The following is a 19827-nucleotide window of genomic DNA, read 5'->3' as shown; positions in this document are numbered from 1 at the left end:
GCACACATGAGAAAGCACATCGGCCTGCGCCTCGCAGGCATCGCCACGGCCGGCGTCGTCCTGGCCGCCACCGCGGGCTGCGCCGCCGGCGGGGGCTCAGGAGGCGACGGCGAAGCGGTCACGCTGCAGTACTGGCTCTGGGACGACGCGCAGCTGCCCGCGTACCAGCAGTGCGCGGACGACTTCACCGAGGCCAACCCCGACATCAAGGTCGAGATCAGCCAGTACGGCTGGAGCGAGTACTGGACCAACCTCGCCACCCAGATCGCCGCCGGCAGCGCGCCGGACGTCTGGGTGGACCAGGCGTCGTACTACCCGCAGTTCGTGGCCGACAAGCAGATCGAAGACCTGCAGCCGTACATCGACGAGGACCCGGATGCCGTCGACTTCGACTCGTACGTCTCGGGCCTGGCCGACATCTGGGTCGTCGACGACGCCCGCTACGGCCTCCCGAAGGACTGGGACACGATCGGGCTGATCGTGAACAAGCAGGCTGCTGCCGACGCCGACATCGACGACGCGACGCTGCAGGATCTCACGTGGAACCCGGAGGACGGCGGGACCTTCGAAGAGGTCATCGCGAAGCTCACGGTCGACAAGGCGGGAGTGCACGGCGACGAGCCCGGCTTCGACAAGAGCGACGTCGCGGTGTACGGCTTCCTCCCCGAGTGGGCCGACGGCTCGCAGGGCCAGAACCTGTGGGGCGACCTCGCGCAGTCGAACGGCTGGACGTACTCCGACGAGAACCCGTTCGGCACCGAGTTCCACTACGACTCGCCGAAGCTCGCCGAGACCATCGACTGGATCGCGTCACTGGCCGACAAGGGCTACGCCCCGCCGTTCGACCAGCAGTCGACGCTCTCTCGGCTGGAGGTGCTGCAGAGCGGGAGCGCCGCGATGACGAGCATCGGGTCGTTCAACCAGCTGATGTTCAAGGACACCGCCGACCAGTGGACGTGGGCAGCCCTGCCCACCGGCCCCGAGGGACGCAAGTCCGCGATCAACGGCCTGAGCGACGCCATGTACGCCGGCGGCAAGCACAAGGACCAGGCGTGGGAGTGGATCAAGTACCTCGCATCGGCGGACTGCCAATCGGTCGTGGGCGACACGGGCGTGATCTTCCCCGCGAACACGGAGGCCTCCGAGGCGTCGGTGGCCGCCCGTGCCGAATCGGGGCTGGACGCCTCGGTGTTCCTGTCGTACTCGCAGGAGCCCGACGGCACCTTCCTGATCCCGATCAACTACCACGGGACCGAGATGTCGCAGATCGTCCAGGACGCCATCCAGAGCGTGGCCCTCGGCACGGCGGAGGCGCAGACCGCGCTGACGGACGCCAACGCCAAGGTCAACGCCCTCTTCGAATAACGGAAAGCAAGAATGCCCACTGATCTCGCCACCTTCTCCGGCCTCATCCAGCTCGGAGACCTCTCCCTCCCGCTCCTCGCCGACGGCGCGCCGGAGGCGATCGGCGACCACGAGTTCCTGATCCCCTCCGGAGACGTCACCGTCGTCCACCCACTGGGCACCACCGAGTTCTACCGCCACGGCTGGAACTCGTGGAGCCCGTCCGGCTGGCGTCGGCTCGACGAGGCGCCGCTGCGGATCTACGACAGCCCGCAGCGGCTGCTCACCGCGGACGACGCGAGGAACGACACCCCGCATGCCCACTCGGGCAGCGCGGTCGGTGCCATCGCGGTGGGAGACGGCGAGATCATCCTCCTCGGGGCGCTCGGACTGGGCGCCCCGAGGGTGGGGGCGACCGCCACCACCCTGTGGGGCACGCTCGAAGAGGCCGGCGCGCAGTGGTACCTCGCACGCGGGCCCGAGCAGGCCGTGTTCGACCGGTACGCCGCCCTCCTCGCCGAGCGTCTCGGGTCGCGCCGCCGTCGTGCCGGTCGCGTGTGGTGCAGCTGGTACTCGTTCTACGAGGGGATCAGCGAGCAGCTCGTCGCCGAGACCGTGGCGGGTCTGGGCGACCTCCCGTTCGACGTCGTGCAGCTCGACGACGGCTGGGAGCGCTCGGTCGGGGACTGGGAGGCCAACGACCGGTTCCCGTCGGGCATGGCCGCGACCGCCGGCCTCATCGCCGACGCCGGCTTCCGGCCCGGCCTCTGGCTCGCGCCGCTCATCGCGCTGCCCGACTCGGAGTTCGCCACGACGCGCAGTCATCTGCTCGTCCAGGGCCCCGACGGAAGGCCGCTCGTCGCCGGCTACAACTGGGGCGGGCCGTACTACGCTCTGGACACCACGCACGATGAGGTCAGGACGCATCTGCGCGAGCTCTTCACCCGTGTGGTCGGCTGGGGCTTCCGCTACCTGAAGCTCGACTTCATGTACGCCGGGGCCCTCGAGGGCGCCCGCAGGGCGCCGGTGCACCGCGAGGCGGCGTACCGCGACGCGATCGCGCTCATCCGCGAGACCGTCGGGGACGATGTGTACCTCCTGGGCTGCGGCGTGCCGATGCTGCCGTCGGCCGGGATCTTCGACGGCGTGCGCGTCGGCCCCGACGTCGCCGCTTTCTGGGAGAACGCGGAGCGACCGGGCGACCCCACCGGCGTCGGCGCGCGCAACGCCTTCCTCGCGTCGATCCACCGCTCGTGGCTGCGCCCGCTGTTCGAGACCGACCCCGACGTCGTCTACTTCCGCCGTCGGCGCAGCCTCCTGGACGAGGACCAGCGCCGCCTACTCGAGGACGTCGCGACCGTGCTCGGCTTCAAGTCGACCTCGGACCCCGTCGCGTGGCTCACCCCCGACGAGGCCGCGGAGCTCCGCACCTGGCTGGAGCGGCGAGAGGAGGTGTCACAGCAGGCACGCTACGTCTTCCGCATCGACGATCGCCTCGTGGATCTCGGGGCCTTCGTCGAGTACGCGGCGCATCCCAGCACGATCGCCAACTGAATGGAAAGAGCATGACAACGACGTCACGTCGAACCTCCACCTTCGCCTCGGCCGCGCTCGCCCTCGCCCTGGTCGCCACGATCGCGAGCACCGCATCCACCGCGACCGCCGCTCCTCCCGCGGATCACGACGGATGGCGCAGCCTGGCGGCGGGGGCAGAGCCCGACAGCAATCCGCTCAAGGGATTCATCCCCTTCGCCGGGGACTACCCGGACTTCCCGCACTCGATGGAGTGGTCGTACTTCCCGCTGGACGCGGTGATGACCGGCCCGGGCACCTTCGACTGGACTGCCGTCGACACGACACTCGACGCCGTGGCCGCGCGCGGTCACCAGACGACGCTGAGGTTCTACCTGGACTATCCGCAGCGTGAGAGCGGCATCCCGCAGTTCCTGCTCGACGGCGGGCTCGAGACGTACGCCTACACCGAGTTCGGCAACACGACGAGCGTCATCCCCGACTACGACGATCCCGCGCTCCTGGCCGCGCTCGACCAGTTCGTCGCCGCCCTCGGCGACCGCTATGACGGCGATCCACGGCTCGGGTTCGTCCAGGCGGGTCTGATCGGGTTCTGGGGAGAGTGGCACACGTGGCCGTACAACGGCGACGGCCTGCCCGACCGCATGCCCACCGCCGAGAACCAGGCGCGCGTGCTCGAGGACTTCCTCGACGCCTTCGACGAGACCGACATCGAGGTGCGATACGCCAGCAGCGCCAATGCGGGCCTCGACGTGGGCTACCACGACGACTCTTTCGCCCTCACCACCAAGCCGAGCCCGTACGGCTGGTACTTCATGGACCAGCTCCTCGCGGCCGGGGCCCAGGACAAGTGGCAGACGAACTCGATCGGCGGCGAGCTGCGACCCGAGCTGCAGTCCTGCATCTTCAGCGCCGACGGGTGCCCCGTGATCCAGGAGGGCGGTGACAACGACTTCGACGGCAGCGTGGCGGTCACGCACGCCAGCTGGCTCATCAACCACTACGCCTTCGCCACCGGCTACACCGGCGCCGACCGCGACCGTGCGCTCGCCGGCGCACGTTCGCTGGGATACTCGCTCCGCGTGACCGAGGCACGCATCAGCGCGCAGCAGCCGCACAGCGACCTGCTCGACGTCGGCCTCGCGGTGGAGAACGTCGGTGTCGCGCCGTTCTACTACGACTGGCCGATCGCGGTGGCGCTCGCCGACCAGCGCGGCCGCATCGTGCAGCAGTGGACGACCGACGGGACTCTCGACACGATCGCGGTGGGCGCCGAGCAGCGCTTCACGGCGCAGCTCGACACGACATCGGTCAAGCCGGGCCGGTACACCGTGCTCGTGCAGGGAACCAATCCCCTCGCCTCGGGACAGCCGGTGCGCTTCGCCAACGCCGACCAGGACAGCGTCGTCGACGGCTGGCTCACTCTCGGCCGCACGACGGTCCGTCCCTAGCCCGACGTGGGGGCGCGGTGCGTGATGCCCGTGCCGTGCCCCCACCCCCGCCTGCGCTCGGACGCAGCGCGACACACAGTGGCCTCCCGGCCTGGGGTTTCTAGACTGGTCGGGTGGATCGGGCGGACATGGACGCGGCATCCGGCGGTGCGGGCGCCCCGGGCTCCGACGCGACCCCTGGCGCGGCGCCGGCCCCGACGCAGGACGCACCGCCCTCGACGCAGCACACGCCGCTCCCGGCGCAGGCCGCGCCGCAGCTCGTGCAGCCGCCCGCCAAGCGTCGGCGGCGCCGCAGCCTCGCCCTCGACCTCACGCTCCTCGGGGTCGTCGGCGCGGTGCTCGTGGCCGCGGTGTTCGCCGCGTGGGGGGTGATCGAGCGCGAGTTCTACAGTCCGTCGGCGTTCGTCGAGCGCTACGTCGGGCTGCTCGCCGACGGCCGTGCCTCCGACGCCCTGGCGATGCCGGGCGTGGTGGTGAAGTCGTCCGAGCTCGAGGACGCGGGGCTGCCTCCGACCGCGTCCGACGCGCTGCTGCGCAGCGCCGCCCTGGCCGCGATCGACGACGTGCGCGTCATGTCCGAAGAGACCGACGGCGACATCACCCGTGTCACGATCGCGTACACCGCGCGCGGCCACGACGGCACCACGACGTTCAGCGTCGAGCGCGACGGCTCGATCGGCCCTGCGCCCACCTGGCGGTTCGCGAAGAGCCCGCTGGCGGTCATGAACCTCACGGTGACCGGGTCGATGAGCTTCGACGTCAACGGCTTCCAGGTCGACAAGCGTCAGGTCTCGCCGGACGGGATGGATGCCGACCCCCTCGCCCCCGTGTCGCTGCTGGTGTTCTCGCCCGGACTGTACTCGGTGTCGGTCGACACGGCGATCTCGTCGACGCCGGGCGTCGCGGTGCTGTCGGACAGCCCGTTCCACGCCATCCCCGTCGAGGTCGAGGCGCACGCCACGCAGCAGTTCGTCGACGTCGTCCAGGGCAAGGTCGAGGAGTTCCTGACCCAGTGCGCCACGCAGCAGGTGCTGCAGCCCACCGCGTGCCCGTTCGGCTACTTCGTGCAGGACCGCATCGACGACATGCCCACCTGGTCGATCGTGAAGCAGCCCGAGGTGGCCGTCGAGCCCGACGGCGCCGGCTGGCGCATCCTGCCGGCCGAGGCCGTGGCGCACCTCGACGTCGACATCCGGTCGATCTTCGACGGCCGCGTGCGCCCGCTGAGCGAGGACGTGCCGTTCATCGTCAAGGGCACGATCACCGTGCAGCCCGACGGGTCGGCGTCGATCGTCGTGACGGGCCCGGACACGCAGTAGGTCAGCCGCCGGTGCGGGCGTCGCGTGCGGCGAGCTCCGCCAGGTGCGCGTTGTAGGCCTCGAGCTCGGCGTCGCCGGTGCGGTCGGCGTGCCGGTCGCGGCGCTTGGTCTCGCGGTCGTCGCTGCGGCTCCACTGGATCGCGACCGTGATCGCCAGGATCAGCGTCGGGATCTCGCCGATGGACCACGCGACACCGCCGCCGGTGTACTGGTCCTCCATCGGCGTCGCGCCCCACGTGCGGCCCATCGAGCCGAACCACTCGGCCACCATGAGGCCCTCCTGCATCATCATGGCGATGCCGAAGAACGCGTGCATCGCCATGACGCCGATGAGCAGCAGCAGCCGGCCCGGGTAGGGCAGCCGGAACGGCACCGGGTCGATGCCGATGAGCGTCATGACGAACAGGTAGCCCGTGATGAGGAAGTGCGCGACCATCCACTCGTGGCCGAGGTGGTCGTACAGCGACCACCGGAACAGGTCGGTGAAGTAGAACACCCACAGTGAGCCGATGAAGATCCCCGCCGCCACGAACGGGTTCGTGAGGATGCGGGCGACCGGCGAGTGCACGGCCCACAGGATCCACTCCCGGCCGCCGCGCGTGCCGTCGTCGCGCTTGTGGATCGCGCGCGCGGCCAGCGTGATGGGCGCGCCGGGAACCAGCAGCAGCGGGATCGCCATGGTCAGCAGCATGTGCCCGACCATGTGCATGCTGAACAGGTAGTCCTGATAGACGTTGATGACGCCGCCGGTGACCCACACCAGCAGCAGCCAGCCGAGCACCCACATGATCGTGCGGTAGACCGGCCACGCGTCCCCGCGGCGGCGCAGACGCCACACGCCGACGAGGTAGAAGAAGACCGCGAAGCCCGCGACGACGGCCCACAGCAGGTCGATGTTCCACGCCGTGAACCAGCGGTCGATCGTCAGCTCGGCCGGCAGCGGCGCGTCGGTGAGGCGCTCGGCGGGTGTCGGCGCCGCCGGGATCAGCGGGGCCACCGGCGGGGGCGTGCGTGCGAGCGCCGTCGCCGCGCCGCTCGCGATTCCCATCAGAACGATCTCGAAGACGATGAGGGTCCAGAACGACCGGGTGGCGGCATCCCCCGTCCGCATCCTGCCGATGAGGCGCGTGCGGTACCAGGCGCCGAAGAGGCCGAGCGCGATGAGCGTCACGACCTTGACCGCCAGGATCGCGCCGTACGGCGAGATGAGCGCCGACCAGGTCTGCAGGCCGATCGCGGCGCGCACGACGCCCGAGACCGCGACGACGGCGAACGCGGCGATCGCGATGCTGGAGTAGCGGCCCACCGTGTCGGCGCTGCGCTCGCGCGTCTGCAGCGGCCTCACGATGACGATGAGGAGCAGTCCGCCGAGCCACACGGCGGCGCCGATCATGTGCAGGATCAGCGCCGTCATGGCCTCGTGGTGGAAGGCCTCTTCACCCGAGTGCCCCTGCGTGCCCATGGGGACGAGGGATGCCGCGGCCAGCAGCGCGACGAAGAACGTGGCCGTCCATGACCGGACGGCGAAGGTCAGCACCGTCAGCGCGGCGCCGGCGATCGTCGTGATGAGCCACGTCCGCCCGAGCTCGGTCTCGACGATGTACCGGCCGAGCTGCGCGCCGAACTCGGGACCGAGGCTCACGACCGGGTTGAAGGCGTCGATGAAGGTGAGGATGCCGGTGGCCGCGGCCGCGAGGGTGAACACCGCCGCCGAGATCGAGGCGACGTCCAGCGCGACGTCGAACTCGCGCTCACCCGCCCGAAGCGTGAACAGGGCCGTCACGAGGACGCCCACCATGCCCGCCGCCGACAGGTTGACCAGGAGCGTGACGGTGGGCAGCGCCCACCGGACGAACGGCCCGGGGTCGCCGAGCGCGAGCGCGGCCGCGCCCCCGCCGAAGGCGAGCGCCCACACCATCGCCGCGAGCGCGGTCACGACGAGGAGCGCGGGCCCGGCGGCCCGCAGAGCGCGGGGGTTCACACGGTCAAGCCTACGTCGCCGTCCCTGGCAGCCCGGTCCCTGCCCCCCGCTGGTTGAGCGGAGCGACGAAGGAGCGAAGACGAAACGCGGTCCGGCGCGAGGTCACCCGTGCGTGAGAGGGGTTTCGTCTCGCTCGTATCTCGCTCGCTCAACGAGCGGTGCCCACACAGCGAGAGAGGGGATGCCGCGGGTCGCGGCATCCCCTCTCTCGAGGTCTGCGTCGGGATTACTTGACGGCAGCCTTGAGCTTCGAGCCCGCGGTGACCTTGACGCGCTTGCCGGCGGGGATCTTGATCTCTTCGCCGGTCTGCGGGTTGCGGCCCGTGCGCGCCGACGTGGCGACCTGCTCGAACGCGAGCCAGCCCGGGATCGAGACCTTGTTGCCGGCCGCGACAGCGTCGGACACGGTCGAGAAGAGGGAGTCGAGCACGCCCGAGACGGCGGACTGGCTCTGGCCGGTCGCGCTCGCGATGCTCGCGACGAGCTCGGTCTTGGTGATGGTCTTGTCGGCCATGTGGTTGTCCTCCAAAGACGACGACTGCCGTCCTGTCATTGCTCGGTCCGGACGGCTTCGCCCCCCGGCTGGTCGGATCGACCGGTCCCGAATGTACCCGACACGGGCGACAGTTCCGCGTATTTCTGCGGATTTCTGCCGTTTACGACCGCGTGTCTCGTGATCAGAGTGACGAAAGTGGCCAATGAGCCCGGCCGAGACCGTGGACAACCGCTGCTTCGCGTCGATAGATTATCGATTACTCACCATCGATAGGAGCGAAGATGCTTCGTACGAACCCGTCCCCACGGCGGAAGATCATGGCAGGAACGGCCCTCGGGCTCGCGGCCGCGCTGGCGGCAGCAGGTGCTGCGGCGGCCGCACCGACCGATGCACCCCGCACGCTCTACGTGTCGGCGACCGCCGGCGGAGGAGGGGACGGCACCTCGCCGGCCTCGGCCTTCCGCACCATCCAGGAGTGCGCCGACGTCGTCGGCGCCGGCGACACGTGCGAGATCGGCGCGGGCACGTACCGCGAGACGGTCACGGTCACGGCGTCGGGCACGGCCGACCGTCCGATCACCTTCCGCGCCGCCCCCGGCGCGGACGTCGTCGTCAACGGCACCGAGCGGCTCACCGGCTTCACCCCCGTGCTGCCGAAGGACCTCGCCGCCATCACGGCGGCCGACCCGTACGCAGCCGACTCGCTGTTCAGCGCCGCCGTCGCCGACCGCAAGATCTACAGCGTGCCCGTCGACCTCGGCGCCAAGGGCGGTGAGGAGCAGGTGTTCATCGACGGCACGATGTCGATCGAGGCCTCGTACCCGTACCCCGGCACCGATCTGCTCGACCCCGACATCCGCCGTGCCGCCGCGGGCTCGGCGAACGCCACCATCGTCGACCCGCAGATGACGCGCCCCGCCGGCTACTGGAACGGCGCCCGCGCCCTCACCGCCTACTGGTACATCACCACCACCGGCGCCGTCGCGAGCTCGGACGTCGGATCGATCACGCTGCAGACGGCGCCGCTGTGCGTCCACAAGGTCGTCCCGACCGACACGTGGTACCGCCTGTCGGGCAAGATCGGCGAGCTCGGCTACGACGGCGCGCACTACTACGACGCGGCCGCCAAGCGCCTCTACCTCTACAGCGACGACAACCCCAACAGCCACTTCATCGAGGCGAAGAAGCGGCAGCTGGCGTTCGATCTGAGCTCGGCCTCCGGCATCCATCTCGAAGGCCTCGGTCTGTTCGCGTCGTCGGTGCAGACCGGCACCTCCAGCACGGGGGTCGTGCTCGACGGCATCGATGCGAAGTACCTCAGCCACTACTGGGACGTCACGCGCGGCGCCACCAACTGCGGCGAGAACGTCACGCGCGGCGTCGGCGACACCGGCATCGTGATCAACGGCACCGGCAACACCGTGAAGAACAGCACCATCCAGTACAGCGCGGGCAACGGCATCGCGCTGCGCGGCTGGGGCAACACCGCCATCGACAACGTCATCACGGATGTCGACTACGCCGGCACGTATGCGGCGCCCGTCGCCGTGCAGGGCCACAGCCAGACGGTCATGTACAACACGATGGCCCGCGTGGGCCGCAGCGGCGTCAACCTGCAGTGGAACGGCGTCCAGGGCACCGTCCCCGGACCCGATCGCATCGCGTACAACGACATCTCGGGCTACGCGAGCCTCAGCGTCGACACCGCGGCGATCTACACCTGCTGCTCGTCGCGCATGGAGGGGACGCAGATCGACCACAACGTGCTGCACGACCCCAACGCCCGCCCGGGCGGCGTGTACCCGTTCGGCATGTCGGGCATCTACGCCGACAACGGTCAGAGCGACCTGCGCATCCACAACAACGTCGGCTGGGGCAACCCCGAGGGCACGGTGGAGCTCAACGGCCTCGGCTCGGGCAGCCACGACAACCTCGTCTACAACAACACCGGAGGCATGACGCTGTTCTACGTCAAGGGACCCGGCCAGTCGACGGGCAGCGTCGTGATGAACAACATCGGCCCGATCCGAGGGCTCGCCGGAGCCACCGACGGCGGACTGGTCCTGTCCAACAACCTCACCGAGGGCGACCCGCTGTTCGTCGACCCGGCGAACCACGACTACCGTCTGCAGGCCGGTTCGCCCGCGCGCGGTGTCGCGACGCCGCTGCCGCCGTACACCGACGGCTCGACCGACGCGGTGCCGAGCCTGGGCGCGTTCCAGTACGGCGCACCCGCCTGGACGGCCGGCGCCCGTCGCTGAGCCTGTGGAGAGTGGATGCCGGGGCCACCGGCATCCACTCTCCCTCCGCTGTCTGCGGCGACAGCCGCCTGCACGAAGAGGCCGGAACCCCCGAGGGTCCGGCCTCTTCGGCGTTCAGGCCCGGTGCGCGGCGATGAGGTCGCGGGCGGTGCGGGCGAAGGCGGGGCCGACGCGGTCCTGCCCGTCGAGGTAGCCGCCGACGAGCGCCGCATCGCGGAGGAGGACGAGGGATGCCGCCACGCCGTCGGGGTCGCGCAGCCCCGCTCCCTCGGCCAGCTGCCGCAGCGTCTCGCGGAACCACTCGCGGTGGTCGGCGATGAGCTCGCGCACGGGACCTTCGTCGGGGTACTCGGCGGCAGCGTTGATGAAGGGGCAGCCGCGCGTGTGGCGGTCGCGGATGTCGGCTTCGATGCCGCCGATCACGAGGTCGAGCAGCACGGCGGGGTCGTCCGACGCCTGAGCCGCCTGTGCGAACAGCCCGCGCAGTCCCTGGTCCTCGCCCTCGAGATAGGCGAGCACGAGGCCTTCTTTGCCGGCGAACTGCTTGTACATCGTGGCGCGCGTAACGCCGGCCTCTTCGATGATGCGGTCGACGCCGACCGAGTGGATGCCCTCGTTGTAGAAGAGCGTGGTCGCCGCGTCGAGCAGACGCTCACGGGCTGAGGCGGGGCGTGGGGCGGGGTTCTGCGTCATCGTCATGGAGCTTTCGTTCCTCTCCATCGTGCCATGCGGGAATACTCTTGTGTAGATAGAACGTTCGGTCTACCATCAGGATATACCGGACGGACCCACCGGATCCCGAACGTGACGCGAGCACCACCTCACCCAAGGAGCACGACATGAACGCCTCGACCAAGACCCCGATCGTCCTCATCCATGGCCTGTGGATGACGCCCAAGAGCTGGAACACGTGGGCCGAACGCTTCCGCGCCGCCGGCCACGAGGTCATCGTCCCGGGGTGGCCCGGCATCGACGACCGCACCGTCGACGACATCCGCCGCAACCCCGAGGCGCTCAAGGGCATCGGGATCACCCAGATCGTCGACCACTACGAGCGGATCATCCGCGCGCTCCCCGAGAAGCCGATCATCATGGGGCACTCGTTCGGCGGTCTGTTCACGCAGATGCTGGCCGACCGCGGCCTCGGCGTCGCCTATGTCGGCGTCACGCCCGGGCAGCCCGCGGGCATCACCACACTGCCGCCGTCGACCCTGTGGGCCGGCACCCCCATCCTGTCGAACCCGTTCGGCCGCAACGGCGCGAAGCCGCTGAGCAAGCGCCACTTCCACTTCACGTTCGGCAACGACCTCACGCGCGCCGCTTCCGACGAGCTGTGGGAGCAGTACGCCGTGCCTTCTTATAACCGCGTGTTCTTCGAGGGCGTCGCGGCGGCCTTCAACGAGAAGGGCGGAGCGTCGCACGTCGACTACGGCCGCACCGACCGCGCCCCGCTGCTCATCATCACCGGCGAGCGCGACCACGTCGTGCCGCCCGCGATCGGCAAGGCCATCGTCGCGAAGTACCGCAAGACGGGCAGCCCCGCCGTCGTCGAGTACAAGGAGTACCCGGGTCGCACCCACCGCATCGTCAGCCAGGACGGCTGGGAAGAGGTCGCGGACTACGCACTCGCCTGGGCGACCGACCACCAGGTGCGCGAGCCCGAGGCCGCGCTCTGACGGCCTCCTCCGGGGCCGCGACACCCTTTCGGCGGCTCCGGAATTCGGAGAATCGCACGTTTTCCGGATGCCTCGGGCCGTGGCATCCGGAAAACGTGCGATTGTCCGATATTCGGATCGGCACGATGAGGGCCGGGCGCGACGGAGCGGCGCGGAGCCTGCGTGGAGCCTGCGGGGAACCGCGCAGAGCCTGCGTGGTGCCGTCGCGGAAAGGGCGCGCAAGGCGGGCGGAAGCGCGGACGACGGGTCAGGCGTGCAGGCGGCGCAGCGCGGTCACGACGTCGTCGTGCCAGCGGCGCGCGGCGGGGAGGGCTCCGGTGAAGATCGGGGTGTCATGCGTCACGCCCTGGTAGCGCACCACGCTGGCGTCGACGCCCGCGGCGCGCAGCGCCGCGCCGTAGGCATCGCCGTCGCCGCGCAGCGGGTCGTACTCGGCCGTGAAGATCACCGCGGGCGGCAGCCCTGCGTGCGACGCGGCGCGCAGCGGCGACGCGTAGGGCTCGCGCGCGTCCTGAGGACGCGGGAGGTAGGTGCGGGCGACCGAGCGCAGCTCGCGCACCGTGAGGAAGCGGGGGATGCCGAGCGCGCGCATCGCGCCGATGTCGAGGTGCGCGCCCGTGAGGTCGACCACCGGCACCTCCAGCACCTGCAGCATGAGCGGGTGGTTCGCGCGGTCGCGGTTCATGATGGCCACGGCGGCGGCGAGGCACCCGCCCGCCGAGATCCCCTGCACGCCGATGCGGCTCCGGTCCACCCCCAGCTCCGCCGCCGAGCTCACGAGCCAGTCCAGCGCGGCGTACGCCTGCTCGACCTGGGTCGGGTACCGATGCTCGGGCGCGAGCGCGTAATCGACGGCCGCGATCGCGACATGAGCGTCGACGCAGCGACGCCGGTAGGCGGCATCCGTCGTCGGATAGTCGATGCCGCCGATGCGGAACGCGCCGCCGTAGAACGCCAGCACCGCGGGAACCGGCGCATCGCCGACGACCGAGGGGTGGTACACGCGCACGCGCAGCGTCGGGTATCCCGGCACGGCGACCTGGTGCTCGGTGATCCGCACATCCGGCCCGGCGGTCCCGACGGTGCTCAGCTCGGTGCGGTCCCACGCGAGCGCGGAGCGGCGGTGCTTCGCACGGGCACGGGCGTGGGGTCCGAGTGCCCTGTCGGCCTTGGCCTGCGGCTTCGGCTTCGGTGCGGCGGACGCGGCCGTCGGAACAGCTGTGCGCCCGAACGGCCACAGCGCCGAGACGCGGGTGCGCAGCACACCGACGGCCTGGTCGAACATGTACTTGCGATGCACACGCAGGCGCTCGTCGAAGAACGGGTCGAGGCGCATGGCACCATCCTGCCGCTCCCGCCCGCCGCCTTCGAGGATCTTGACAACGCAGAAGGCCCGGAGTTCCGAGGAACTCCGGGCCTTCGCATCGACAGGCTCAGCGGCCTGTGAGGCTTACCAGCTCGACTTGGTCACGCCGGGCAGCTCGCCACGGTGCGCCATGTCACGGAAGCGGACACGCGAGATGCCGAACTTCGTGAGGACACCGCGGGGGCGACCGTCGATGACGTCACGCGAACGCAGGCGGACCGGCGACGCGTTGCGGGGCAGCTTCTGCAGGCCCACGCGAGCGGCTTCGCGCTCCTCGTCGGTCGACGTCGGCGAAACGAGCGCCTTCTTCAGCTCAAGGCGCTTGGCGGCGTAGCGGTCGACGACCTCCTGGCGCTGCTTGTTGCGCGCGATCTTGCTCTTCTTAGCCATGGATCAACGCTCCTCTCGGAAATCGACGTGCTTGCGGATGACCGGGTCGTACTTCTTGAGCACGATGCGGTCGGGGTTGTTGCGGCGGTTCTTGCGCGTCACGTAGGTGTACCCCGTGCCGGCGGTCGAACGCAGCTTGATGATCGGACGGACGTCCTGTGCCTTCTTGGCCATTAGAGCTTCACACCCTTCGCCTGAAGGTCACGCACGACCGCCTCGATGCCGCGGGCGTCGATGACCTTGATGCCCTTGGCCGACACGTTGAGCTTGATGTTGCGGCCCAGCGACGGAACGTAGTAGGTCTTCTTCTGCACGTTCGGGTCGAAGCGGCGCTTCGTCCGGCGGTGCGAGTGCGAGATGTTGTGACCGAAGCCGGGAACTGCTCCAGTCACCTGGCACACTGCTGCCATAGTGATGTCTCCTTAGTACCGTGAGGCCGGACGGCCCCACCCAAGATCCCTTGTCTGCACCCCGCGTTCGAGCCGGCCCGCGAAGGCCCGGATCAGGTGTGGGATGCGAACTGCGTGCTGGAGTGCGCGCAGACAAAGAGTCAGTCTAGCACGCACGGCGTGTCGGCCTTGACAGCGCAACCCGATCGCAGGGGCGAACTCCCGGTCAGCGCATATTCCGGGGCCGGAATGGCTCTGGGGACGACATCCAAACCCCGGCCGCCGGCATCCCGTCGCCGTTGCTGTTGTCGACAACTTTTCTCGCGCTCTCGCCCGTGATGGGACCATGTTGCTCACTCGCCGGACGAGAGGATCGAGATGACCGAACCGCGTGCCGCCACACGGATCTGGCCGTCGTCGCCGTACGACTTCGCCGACGCACACCGCTGCCCGTCGTGCTTCACCGTCGTCTCGGCTCCCGTCTGCCCGTCGTGCGGCTTCTTCCTCACCGATGCGCGCGCCCCGCGCGTGCTCGAGCTCGGCCGGCGCCTGCTCGACACCGAGCTGGCGCGCCAGCGCCTCATCGACGAGATCCGGCAGTCCGCCGCCCCGGTCGGAGGGGTGGATGCCGCGGCCCGCGGCTTCGCGCCGGCCACGGTCGCCGGCACCGCCGTCACGGTCGGGCTGGTCAGCACGGACGGCGTGATGGTGGCCGCCGCGCAGCCGTCGGCTCCGGCCGCGGCGACCGCGGCTCCTGCCGCCGAGGTGGAGGCGGCGGCTGCGGGCGCGGCGGCTCAGGCGCTCCCGGCGCAGACGCCGCCGACGTCGGCTCCGACCCCTGTGTCACCCATGCCCTCAGCGCAGGCACCCGCGCCCGCGGCACCCGCATCCGCGGCGCCGGCACCCGCGCCCGCACCCGCGCCCGCGCAGCCCGGCCCGCCGGCCCCGGCCGGTGCGGATGCCGCGGCTCACCCGCGTCGCCGGCTCACCGTGCCCGTCCTGCTGCTGATCGTCGGCGTCTCGCTCGTCGGCGTCGCGGCGGTGTTCTTCCTGCTGCTGGCATGGTTCGTGGCGGGGATCGCGGTGCGGGCCCTCATCATCGGCGGGATCACACTGGCGACGATCGTGCTGGCGTCGTGGCTGCGCCGGCGGGATCTCGGGGCGACCGCCGAGGGGATCGGGGCGCTCGGGGTCGGACTCATCGCGCTGGACGCGTGGGCCGTGCGCGCGAACGACCTCTTCGGCACGGCCGCGACCGACGCCGCCGTCTACGCGGGCGTGGCCGCGCTGGCGGTGGCGGTCGTCTGCCGCGTCTGGGCGCGGGTGTCGGGCCTGCGCGGTCCGGACCTCGCAGCCTCGCTCGCCCTGCCGGCGGGCGTCGGCTTGCTGGTCGGCGGCCTGTGGGACGCTCCGGCCGGCGAGGCGATGACCGCCGGTCTGATCGGCGCTGCCGTCGGGGGCCTCGCGCACGCGCTCCCCGCGCCCTTCTCGTCGGCCCGACGGGGCGCCGCCGGCGATCCCGAGCGTCTGGTGCTCGCCGTGGCCGGAGTGGCCTCCCTGATCGGCGCGGTCGTCACGACCGCCGTGGCGACCGGCGACGCGGCCGGCGTGGTGGTGTGGTCGAGTGCGTCGGTGGCGGTGGTCGGCGCAGCTCACGCATGGTTCGCGCGGCCGCGTCATGGAGTCGATCGCCTTCCGGGGGCGCGCATCGTCTCGGGCGTCGCGTCGGGTGTCGCGACCGCCGCGGTCGCCGTCGCCGGCTGGCAGCTCGCCTGGCGCGTCGACGAGCCGGTCCTCTGGCTGCTCGTGGCGCCGGTGCTCGCGGCGACCGTCGCCGTCGCGCTCGATCTGGTGCGCTCGCGTCGCGGCTCCCGCCTCCTGCTCCCGGCGGCGGTGGTCGCCGACGTCATGGCCGTCGCGTCGCTCGTCGGCGCACTCGTCCTGTGGCTCGTGCCGGCGGTGGCGGCGATGTCGACCGGGTGGACGCTGTGGCGCACGGATGCCGTCGCCCTCGCCCCGTCGGCGCCCGAGGCGCCGTTCCTCCCGGCGGTGACGGCGGTCGTCCTCGGCATTGTGCTGTTCGCCGCCCCGTCGCTCGCGCGACCGGTGCTGCGCGACGTGCGTGCCGTCGCCGTCGTCGTGCTGCTGCTCCTGGCGGCGGCGTACACCACGGTGCCCGCGGTGCTCGTCTGCGCCGCTGCCCTCACCGCAGGTGCCGCCGTCGTGGCGGCCGGAGCCGGTCTGCGGTCGCGGCGCGGCGCGGTCGAGGGATGGAGCGCCGCCGGTGCCATCGCGGCCGTCACGGCGTTCGCCGCCGGCACCACGGCGCCCTGGCTCTGGGTCGTCGCCGTCGTCGTCGCCCTCGTGTACCCGATCGCGTTGCACGTGGCCCGGCGCGCCGACGGGGCGCTCGCGATCGTGCTCGCCGTGGCGCCCGTGGGCGTCGGCATCGTCGCCGCGGTGATCGCGCCCGCCGCACTGGGAGCCGCGACCGGGCTGTCGGGGTCCGGCCCGGCGGTCGCGCTGGCGCTGCTGCAGTGGCTGGCGCTGGCAACGCTCGCAGTGGCCGCGTTCACGCGGCTCGACACCGCGAGCCGGGCCGGCCTCGCGGTCGCCGGGTACGCGCTGATCGCCCTGACGCTGGTCTGGATCCTCGTCGCCGGCGCCGACGACGTCGCGACGGATGCCGCCACCACGGCTCTCCTCGCCGCGATCGGCGAACCCGTACTCGCACTGGTGCGCGGCGTCGCCCTGACGGCTCTCCTCGGCCTCATCGTCCTCGGCCGCACCCGCCTGCGCGGGCACGCGGTGCCGGCGGCGGCGATCCTCGCGGCCCCGTCCCTCGCCGCGATCGCCCACGCGGCGCTCGACATGGCGGGCGCGGGCGACGAGGGCTGGGCGACGCTGGTCCTCGCGGCGGGGCCCGTGCTGGTCGTCCTGGCCGGCGGACTCGCGGCGCTGCTGCGTCCGCGGCCGACGGCCGAGACGCCCGAGACGCCCGAGACGCCCGACGCGGACCCGACGTCGGCGGCCGCTGCATCGCCCGCCTCGCCCTCCGTGGCGACCACGACCACCGCGCCGGCTGCCACGCCCTTCCCCGCACCGGCACCGGTGGCCGCGCCGGCGGTCGTGCCCTTCCCCGCGCCGGCTCCGGCGGCCGCGCCGGCGCCGCTCCGGCCGCTGCGTCCGCGCACGGCCGCCGACCTGGGTGCCCTCCTCACGGGCGCGTGCGTCGTCTGGGGGATCGGCGCCGACCTGGTGTGGGCGCTGCTCGTGCTGGCCGCGGTCGCATGGGCTGCGGCATCCCTCACCCGCGGCTGGATCGCGCCGGCCGCGGTCGACCCCGCCGACGACGCGTTCGCGACGCGCCGCACCGGGGTCGCGGTGACGGCCGCCCCGCGGCGCCTGCTGGCGTGGCCCGCCGTGGTCTCGGCCGGCGCGGCGTGGTGGTCATGGCTCGATGCCGGCACCCCGGGGGCGGCCTACACCGCTGAGTCGTACAGCGTCCCGGCTGCGGTCGCCCTCGTGGTGTTCGCGGCGGTGCTCGTGCGGCTGCGCCGGCGCATCGAGGCGAGCGTCGCCCTCGGCGCCGGGCTGCTGACCGGCCTGGTCGTGCCGGTGCTTGCCGACGGCGCCATGCCCCTCGTGTTCGGCGCGTTGCCCGACCGTGAAGCGGTGCTGCGCGGCTCGGTCACCGCGGCCGTCGCAGCGGCGGTGTGCCTGGTGCTGACGCTCACCCCGTTGCGCGTCACCCGCCCGCCGTCCGTGGTCGGTGCGACCGTCGCCCTGGCGGCGGTCGGCGTCGTCGCGGTCGACCGCGTGACCGAGTGGGATCCGGATGCCTCGACCTGGCGCGTCGCGTGGCTCGCACTGTTCGCCGCCGTCGCCTATGCCTCCGCCGTCGGCCTCTCGCTGGCCCGTCCCGCGCGCGCGTCGTCGCACGGGTACGCCGTCGTGGTCCCGCCGATCGCCCTCGGGATCGCCGCCGTCGGCGTGCTCGGGTTCGCGCACGACGGGCTCGTCGTGGCCGTTGCGCTGGCGCTGCTGCTGGCGGCGCACGTGGCGTCGGCGGCCGTGGACCGGGTGCCGTTCGGCCGCGGCACGCGCTGGACGGCGCTCGGGGGCGCCCTGCTGGTCGCGGCGGTGTCGGTGCTCGCGGGCGGCGCTCGCGAGATCGAGTTCGCGATGCTCCCCGTCGCCGCCGCCCTCGGGGCGGGCGCCGTGCTCGCCGTGCTGCGCCGCCGGCGGGCGGGGAGTACCTGGCCGGCGGGCGAGCAGTGGGTGTGGGCGGCGGCCCTCGTCGTCGCGACGCTGCCGAGCCTGATCGCGCCGCCTGAGCCGGCGCGCGTATGGCTGCTCATCGGCATCGCGCTGCTGGTCGCCGCGGCGATCGCGGCCACCCCGATCCCCGACGCATGGCGCGTGCGCGTGCCGTCGGCGGTCATCCTGTCGGCGGCCGCGCTCGCCATGGGGCTGCGCGCCCTCTTCGACGCCGGGTTCGCCGGTGCCGCCGCAGCGGCGATCGTGGCGGCGTCCGGAGCCGTCGTCGTCGCGGTGATCCTGACGGCGACGGCAGTGAGGCTGCCGGTCGCGCGCGCCGCGGCGGCGCTCGGCGCCGTCGGGATCGCCGTCGTGGCCGTCGCGCTCGTGCGGGACGCCGCAGCCGACACCGCCGCGGCCGCCGTGACCCTGGCGCTCGCGGGCGCCGGTGGAGTGGCCGGCGCTGCGGTGCTGGGGCTGCGCCGCTGGGCGCGGCTCGCAGCGGTGCTCGCCGCGGGCGGCGTCGTCCTGGTCGCGATCGCGTGCGGCCTGCGCTTCGCCGCCGTTGCGCACGTGCCGGGGTTCGAGGCGGATCTGTGGGTCGTCCTGGGTGCGGCGATCACGGCCGCCGTCGCTCTGGCCGCGCTGCGCGCCACCCCCGCCCGCGTCGTCTCGCTCGCGGTCGGCGCCGGACTCGCGGTGGCGTGCGTGCTCTTCGCGCTCGCCGAGTCGTACCTGCTCTCGACGCAGTCGCAGTTCGACGGCCTCCGGGCGGCCGTCGCCATGTCGCTCCTCAGCGCGGCCGCCTGGGTGGGGGCCGTGCGGCGCGACCGCCTCGGCCTCGTCCTCGCTGTCGTGGCGGCGGTGACCGCGGCCGCGTTCGGCGCGATCGCCTTCTTCGGCTTCGGCGTCGACCCCGTCGAGCTCGTGACGCTGCCCGCGGCTCTCGCGGGTCTCGCCTATGGCGCGCGCACGCTGCGGGTCCGTCCCGAGTCCCGCACGTGGCCGGCACTGGGGCCGTGGCTCGCCCTCCTGCTGCTGCCCTCGCTGCTGTGCGATTTCGTCGGCGACACCGAGCTGTGGCGCGTCGTCGCCCTGGGGCTGGTGTCCGTCGCGCTCGTGGTCGTCGGGGCGGTGCGGAGGCTGCAGGCGCCCCTGGTCATGGGGGCGGCCGTCGTGCTGGTGCACGGCGTCGCGCAGCTGTGGCCCTGGATCTCGACGACGTACGTGGCCGTGCCCTGGTGGCTCTGGCTGGGCATCGGCGGCGCGGTGCTCATCTTCATCGCCGCACGCTACGAGCGTCGCATCCAGCAGCTGCGCGCAGCGATCACGGCGGTGACCTCGCTGCGCTGAGACGCCCG

The 19827-nt window shown here is 72.0% G+C and carries 14 protein-coding genes; 7 read left to right on the top strand and 7 right to left on the bottom strand.

Translation table 11 applies throughout. The features are described from left to right. Positions 1–6 precede the first annotated feature (6 nt). The 4 genes from JNB62_RS03750 to JNB62_RS03735 all read left to right on the top strand — a co-directional run bounded on the left by JNB62_RS03750 (position 7) and on the right by JNB62_RS03735 (position 5647). Positions 7–1365, top strand: a complete 1359-nt coding sequence (locus tag JNB62_RS03750) for an ABC transporter substrate-binding protein (protein WP_220299517.1) — start codon at positions 7–9, stop codon at positions 1363–1365. A 12-nt stretch (positions 1366–1377) separates the two neighbouring features. Then, a complete protein-coding gene (locus tag JNB62_RS03745) occupies positions 1378–2898 on the top strand; it encodes a glycoside hydrolase family 36 protein (protein ID WP_220299516.1) in 1521 nt (506 codons plus the stop codon). 11 nt (positions 2899–2909) lie between these two features. Beyond that, positions 2910–4328, top strand: a complete 1419-nt coding sequence (locus tag JNB62_RS03740) for a DUF4832 domain-containing protein (protein ID WP_223230899.1) — start codon at positions 2910–2912, stop codon at positions 4326–4328. Positions 4329–4441: 113 nt separating this feature from the next. Then, complete coding sequence (locus JNB62_RS03735; RefSeq protein WP_308291713.1) at positions 4442–5647, top strand: hypothetical protein; 1206 nt, start codon at positions 4442–4444, stop codon at positions 5645–5647. A gap of 1 nt (position 5648) precedes the next feature. On the opposite strand, the gene JNB62_RS03730 is transcribed toward JNB62_RS03735, so the two are convergent. Further along, positions 5649–7628, bottom strand: a complete 1980-nt coding sequence (locus JNB62_RS03730) for a cytochrome c oxidase assembly protein (protein ID WP_220299515.1) — start codon at positions 7626–7628, stop codon at positions 5649–5651. Between the two features lie 226 nt (positions 7629–7854). Next, complete coding sequence (locus JNB62_RS03725) at positions 7855–8142, bottom strand: HU family DNA-binding protein (protein ID WP_018173542.1); 288 nt, start codon at positions 8140–8142, stop codon at positions 7855–7857. A 299-nt stretch (positions 8143–8441) separates the two neighbouring features. On the opposite strand from JNB62_RS03725, the gene JNB62_RS03720 reads away from it, so the two are divergent. Then, positions 8442–10385 carry a right-handed parallel beta-helix repeat-containing protein gene (locus JNB62_RS03720; protein WP_220299514.1) on the top strand — a complete coding sequence of 648 codons (1944 nt, stop codon included), beginning with the start codon at positions 8442–8444 and terminating at the stop codon, positions 10383–10385. Between the two features lie 114 nt (positions 10386–10499). Here JNB62_RS03720 and JNB62_RS03715 read toward each other — a convergent pair whose 3' ends face one another. After that, complete coding sequence (locus JNB62_RS03715; protein WP_220299513.1) at positions 10500–11084, bottom strand: TetR/AcrR family transcriptional regulator; 585 nt, start codon at positions 11082–11084, stop codon at positions 10500–10502. A gap of 140 nt (positions 11085–11224) precedes the next feature. On the opposite strand from JNB62_RS03715, the gene JNB62_RS03710 reads away from it, so the two are divergent. After that, positions 11225–12061, top strand: a complete 837-nt coding sequence (locus tag JNB62_RS03710) for an alpha/beta hydrolase (protein ID WP_220299512.1) — start codon at positions 11225–11227, stop codon at positions 12059–12061. Between the two features lie 247 nt (positions 12062–12308). Here the strand turns inward: JNB62_RS03710 and JNB62_RS03705 are convergent, their stop codons facing one another. The 4 genes from JNB62_RS03705 to rpmB form a co-directional block, all read right to left on the bottom strand. Continuing rightward, positions 12309–13397, bottom strand: a complete 1089-nt coding sequence (locus JNB62_RS03705) for an alpha/beta hydrolase (protein WP_220299511.1) — start codon at positions 13395–13397, stop codon at positions 12309–12311. Between the two features lie 114 nt (positions 13398–13511). Next, on the bottom strand, positions 13512–13817 hold the full coding sequence (gene rpsN, locus JNB62_RS03700) for a 30S ribosomal protein S14 (RefSeq protein WP_018173549.1): 306 nt from the start codon (positions 13815–13817) through the stop codon (positions 13512–13514). 3 nt (positions 13818–13820) lie between these two features. Next, positions 13821–13991, bottom strand: coding sequence for a 50S ribosomal protein L33 (rpmG, locus tag JNB62_RS03695; RefSeq protein ID WP_018173550.1), 171 nt, complete (start codon positions 13989–13991; stop codon positions 13821–13823). Then, a complete protein-coding gene (rpmB, locus tag JNB62_RS03690; protein ID WP_141896204.1) occupies positions 13991–14227 on the bottom strand; it encodes a 50S ribosomal protein L28 in 237 nt (78 codons plus the stop codon). The genes rpmG and rpmB overlap by 1 nt, the downstream gene beginning before the upstream one ends. Before the next feature lie 357 nt (positions 14228–14584). Between rpmB and JNB62_RS03685 the strand changes: the two genes are divergently transcribed. Next, positions 14585–19819, top strand: a complete 5235-nt coding sequence (locus JNB62_RS03685; protein ID WP_220299510.1) for an SCO7613 C-terminal domain-containing membrane protein — start codon at positions 14585–14587, stop codon at positions 19817–19819. The last annotated feature ends 8 nt before the right edge of the window (positions 19820–19827 follow it).

This window comes from Microbacterium jejuense, assembly GCF_019511665.1.
GTDB lineage: Bacteria > Actinomycetota > Actinomycetes > Actinomycetales > Microbacteriaceae > Microbacterium > Microbacterium jejuense_A.
The sequence above is the reverse complement of the archived record's forward strand: the minus strand, read 5'-3'. Positions and strand labels throughout refer to the sequence as shown.

Excerpts from the sequence above, each read along its gene's own strand:
- JNB62_RS03740 (WP_223230899.1), top strand. The coding sequence starts at position 2,910 with ATGACAACGACGTCACGTCGAACCTCCACCTTCGCCTCGGCCGCGCTC.
- rpmG (WP_018173550.1), bottom strand. The coding sequence starts at position 13,991 with ATGGCCAAGAAGGCACAGGACGTCCGTCCGATCATCAAGCTGCGTTCG.
- JNB62_RS03745 (WP_220299516.1), top strand. The coding sequence starts at position 1,378 with ATGCCCACTGATCTCGCCACCTTCTCCGGCCTCATCCAGCTCGGAGAC.
- JNB62_RS03715 (WP_220299513.1), bottom strand. The coding sequence starts at position 11,084 with ATGACGATGACGCAGAACCCCGCCCCACGCCCCGCCTCAGCCCGTGAG.
- rpmB (WP_141896204.1), bottom strand. The coding sequence starts at position 14,227 with ATGGCAGCAGTGTGCCAGGTGACTGGAGCAGTTCCCGGCTTCGGTCAC.
- JNB62_RS03710 (WP_220299512.1), top strand. The coding sequence starts at position 11,225 with ATGAACGCCTCGACCAAGACCCCGATCGTCCTCATCCATGGCCTGTGG.
- JNB62_RS03750 (WP_220299517.1), top strand. The coding sequence starts at position 7 with ATGAGAAAGCACATCGGCCTGCGCCTCGCAGGCATCGCCACGGCCGGC.
- JNB62_RS03720 (WP_220299514.1), top strand. The coding sequence starts at position 8,442 with ATGGCAGGAACGGCCCTCGGGCTCGCGGCCGCGCTGGCGGCAGCAGGT.
- JNB62_RS03705 (WP_220299511.1), bottom strand. The coding sequence starts at position 13,397 with ATGCGCCTCGACCCGTTCTTCGACGAGCGCCTGCGTGTGCATCGCAAG.
- JNB62_RS03725 (WP_018173542.1), bottom strand. The coding sequence starts at position 8,142 with ATGGCCGACAAGACCATCACCAAGACCGAGCTCGTCGCGAGCATCGCG.
- rpsN (WP_018173549.1), bottom strand. The coding sequence starts at position 13,817 with ATGGCTAAGAAGAGCAAGATCGCGCGCAACAAGCAGCGCCAGGAGGTC.
- JNB62_RS03685 (WP_220299510.1), top strand. The coding sequence starts at position 14,585 with ATGACCGAACCGCGTGCCGCCACACGGATCTGGCCGTCGTCGCCGTAC.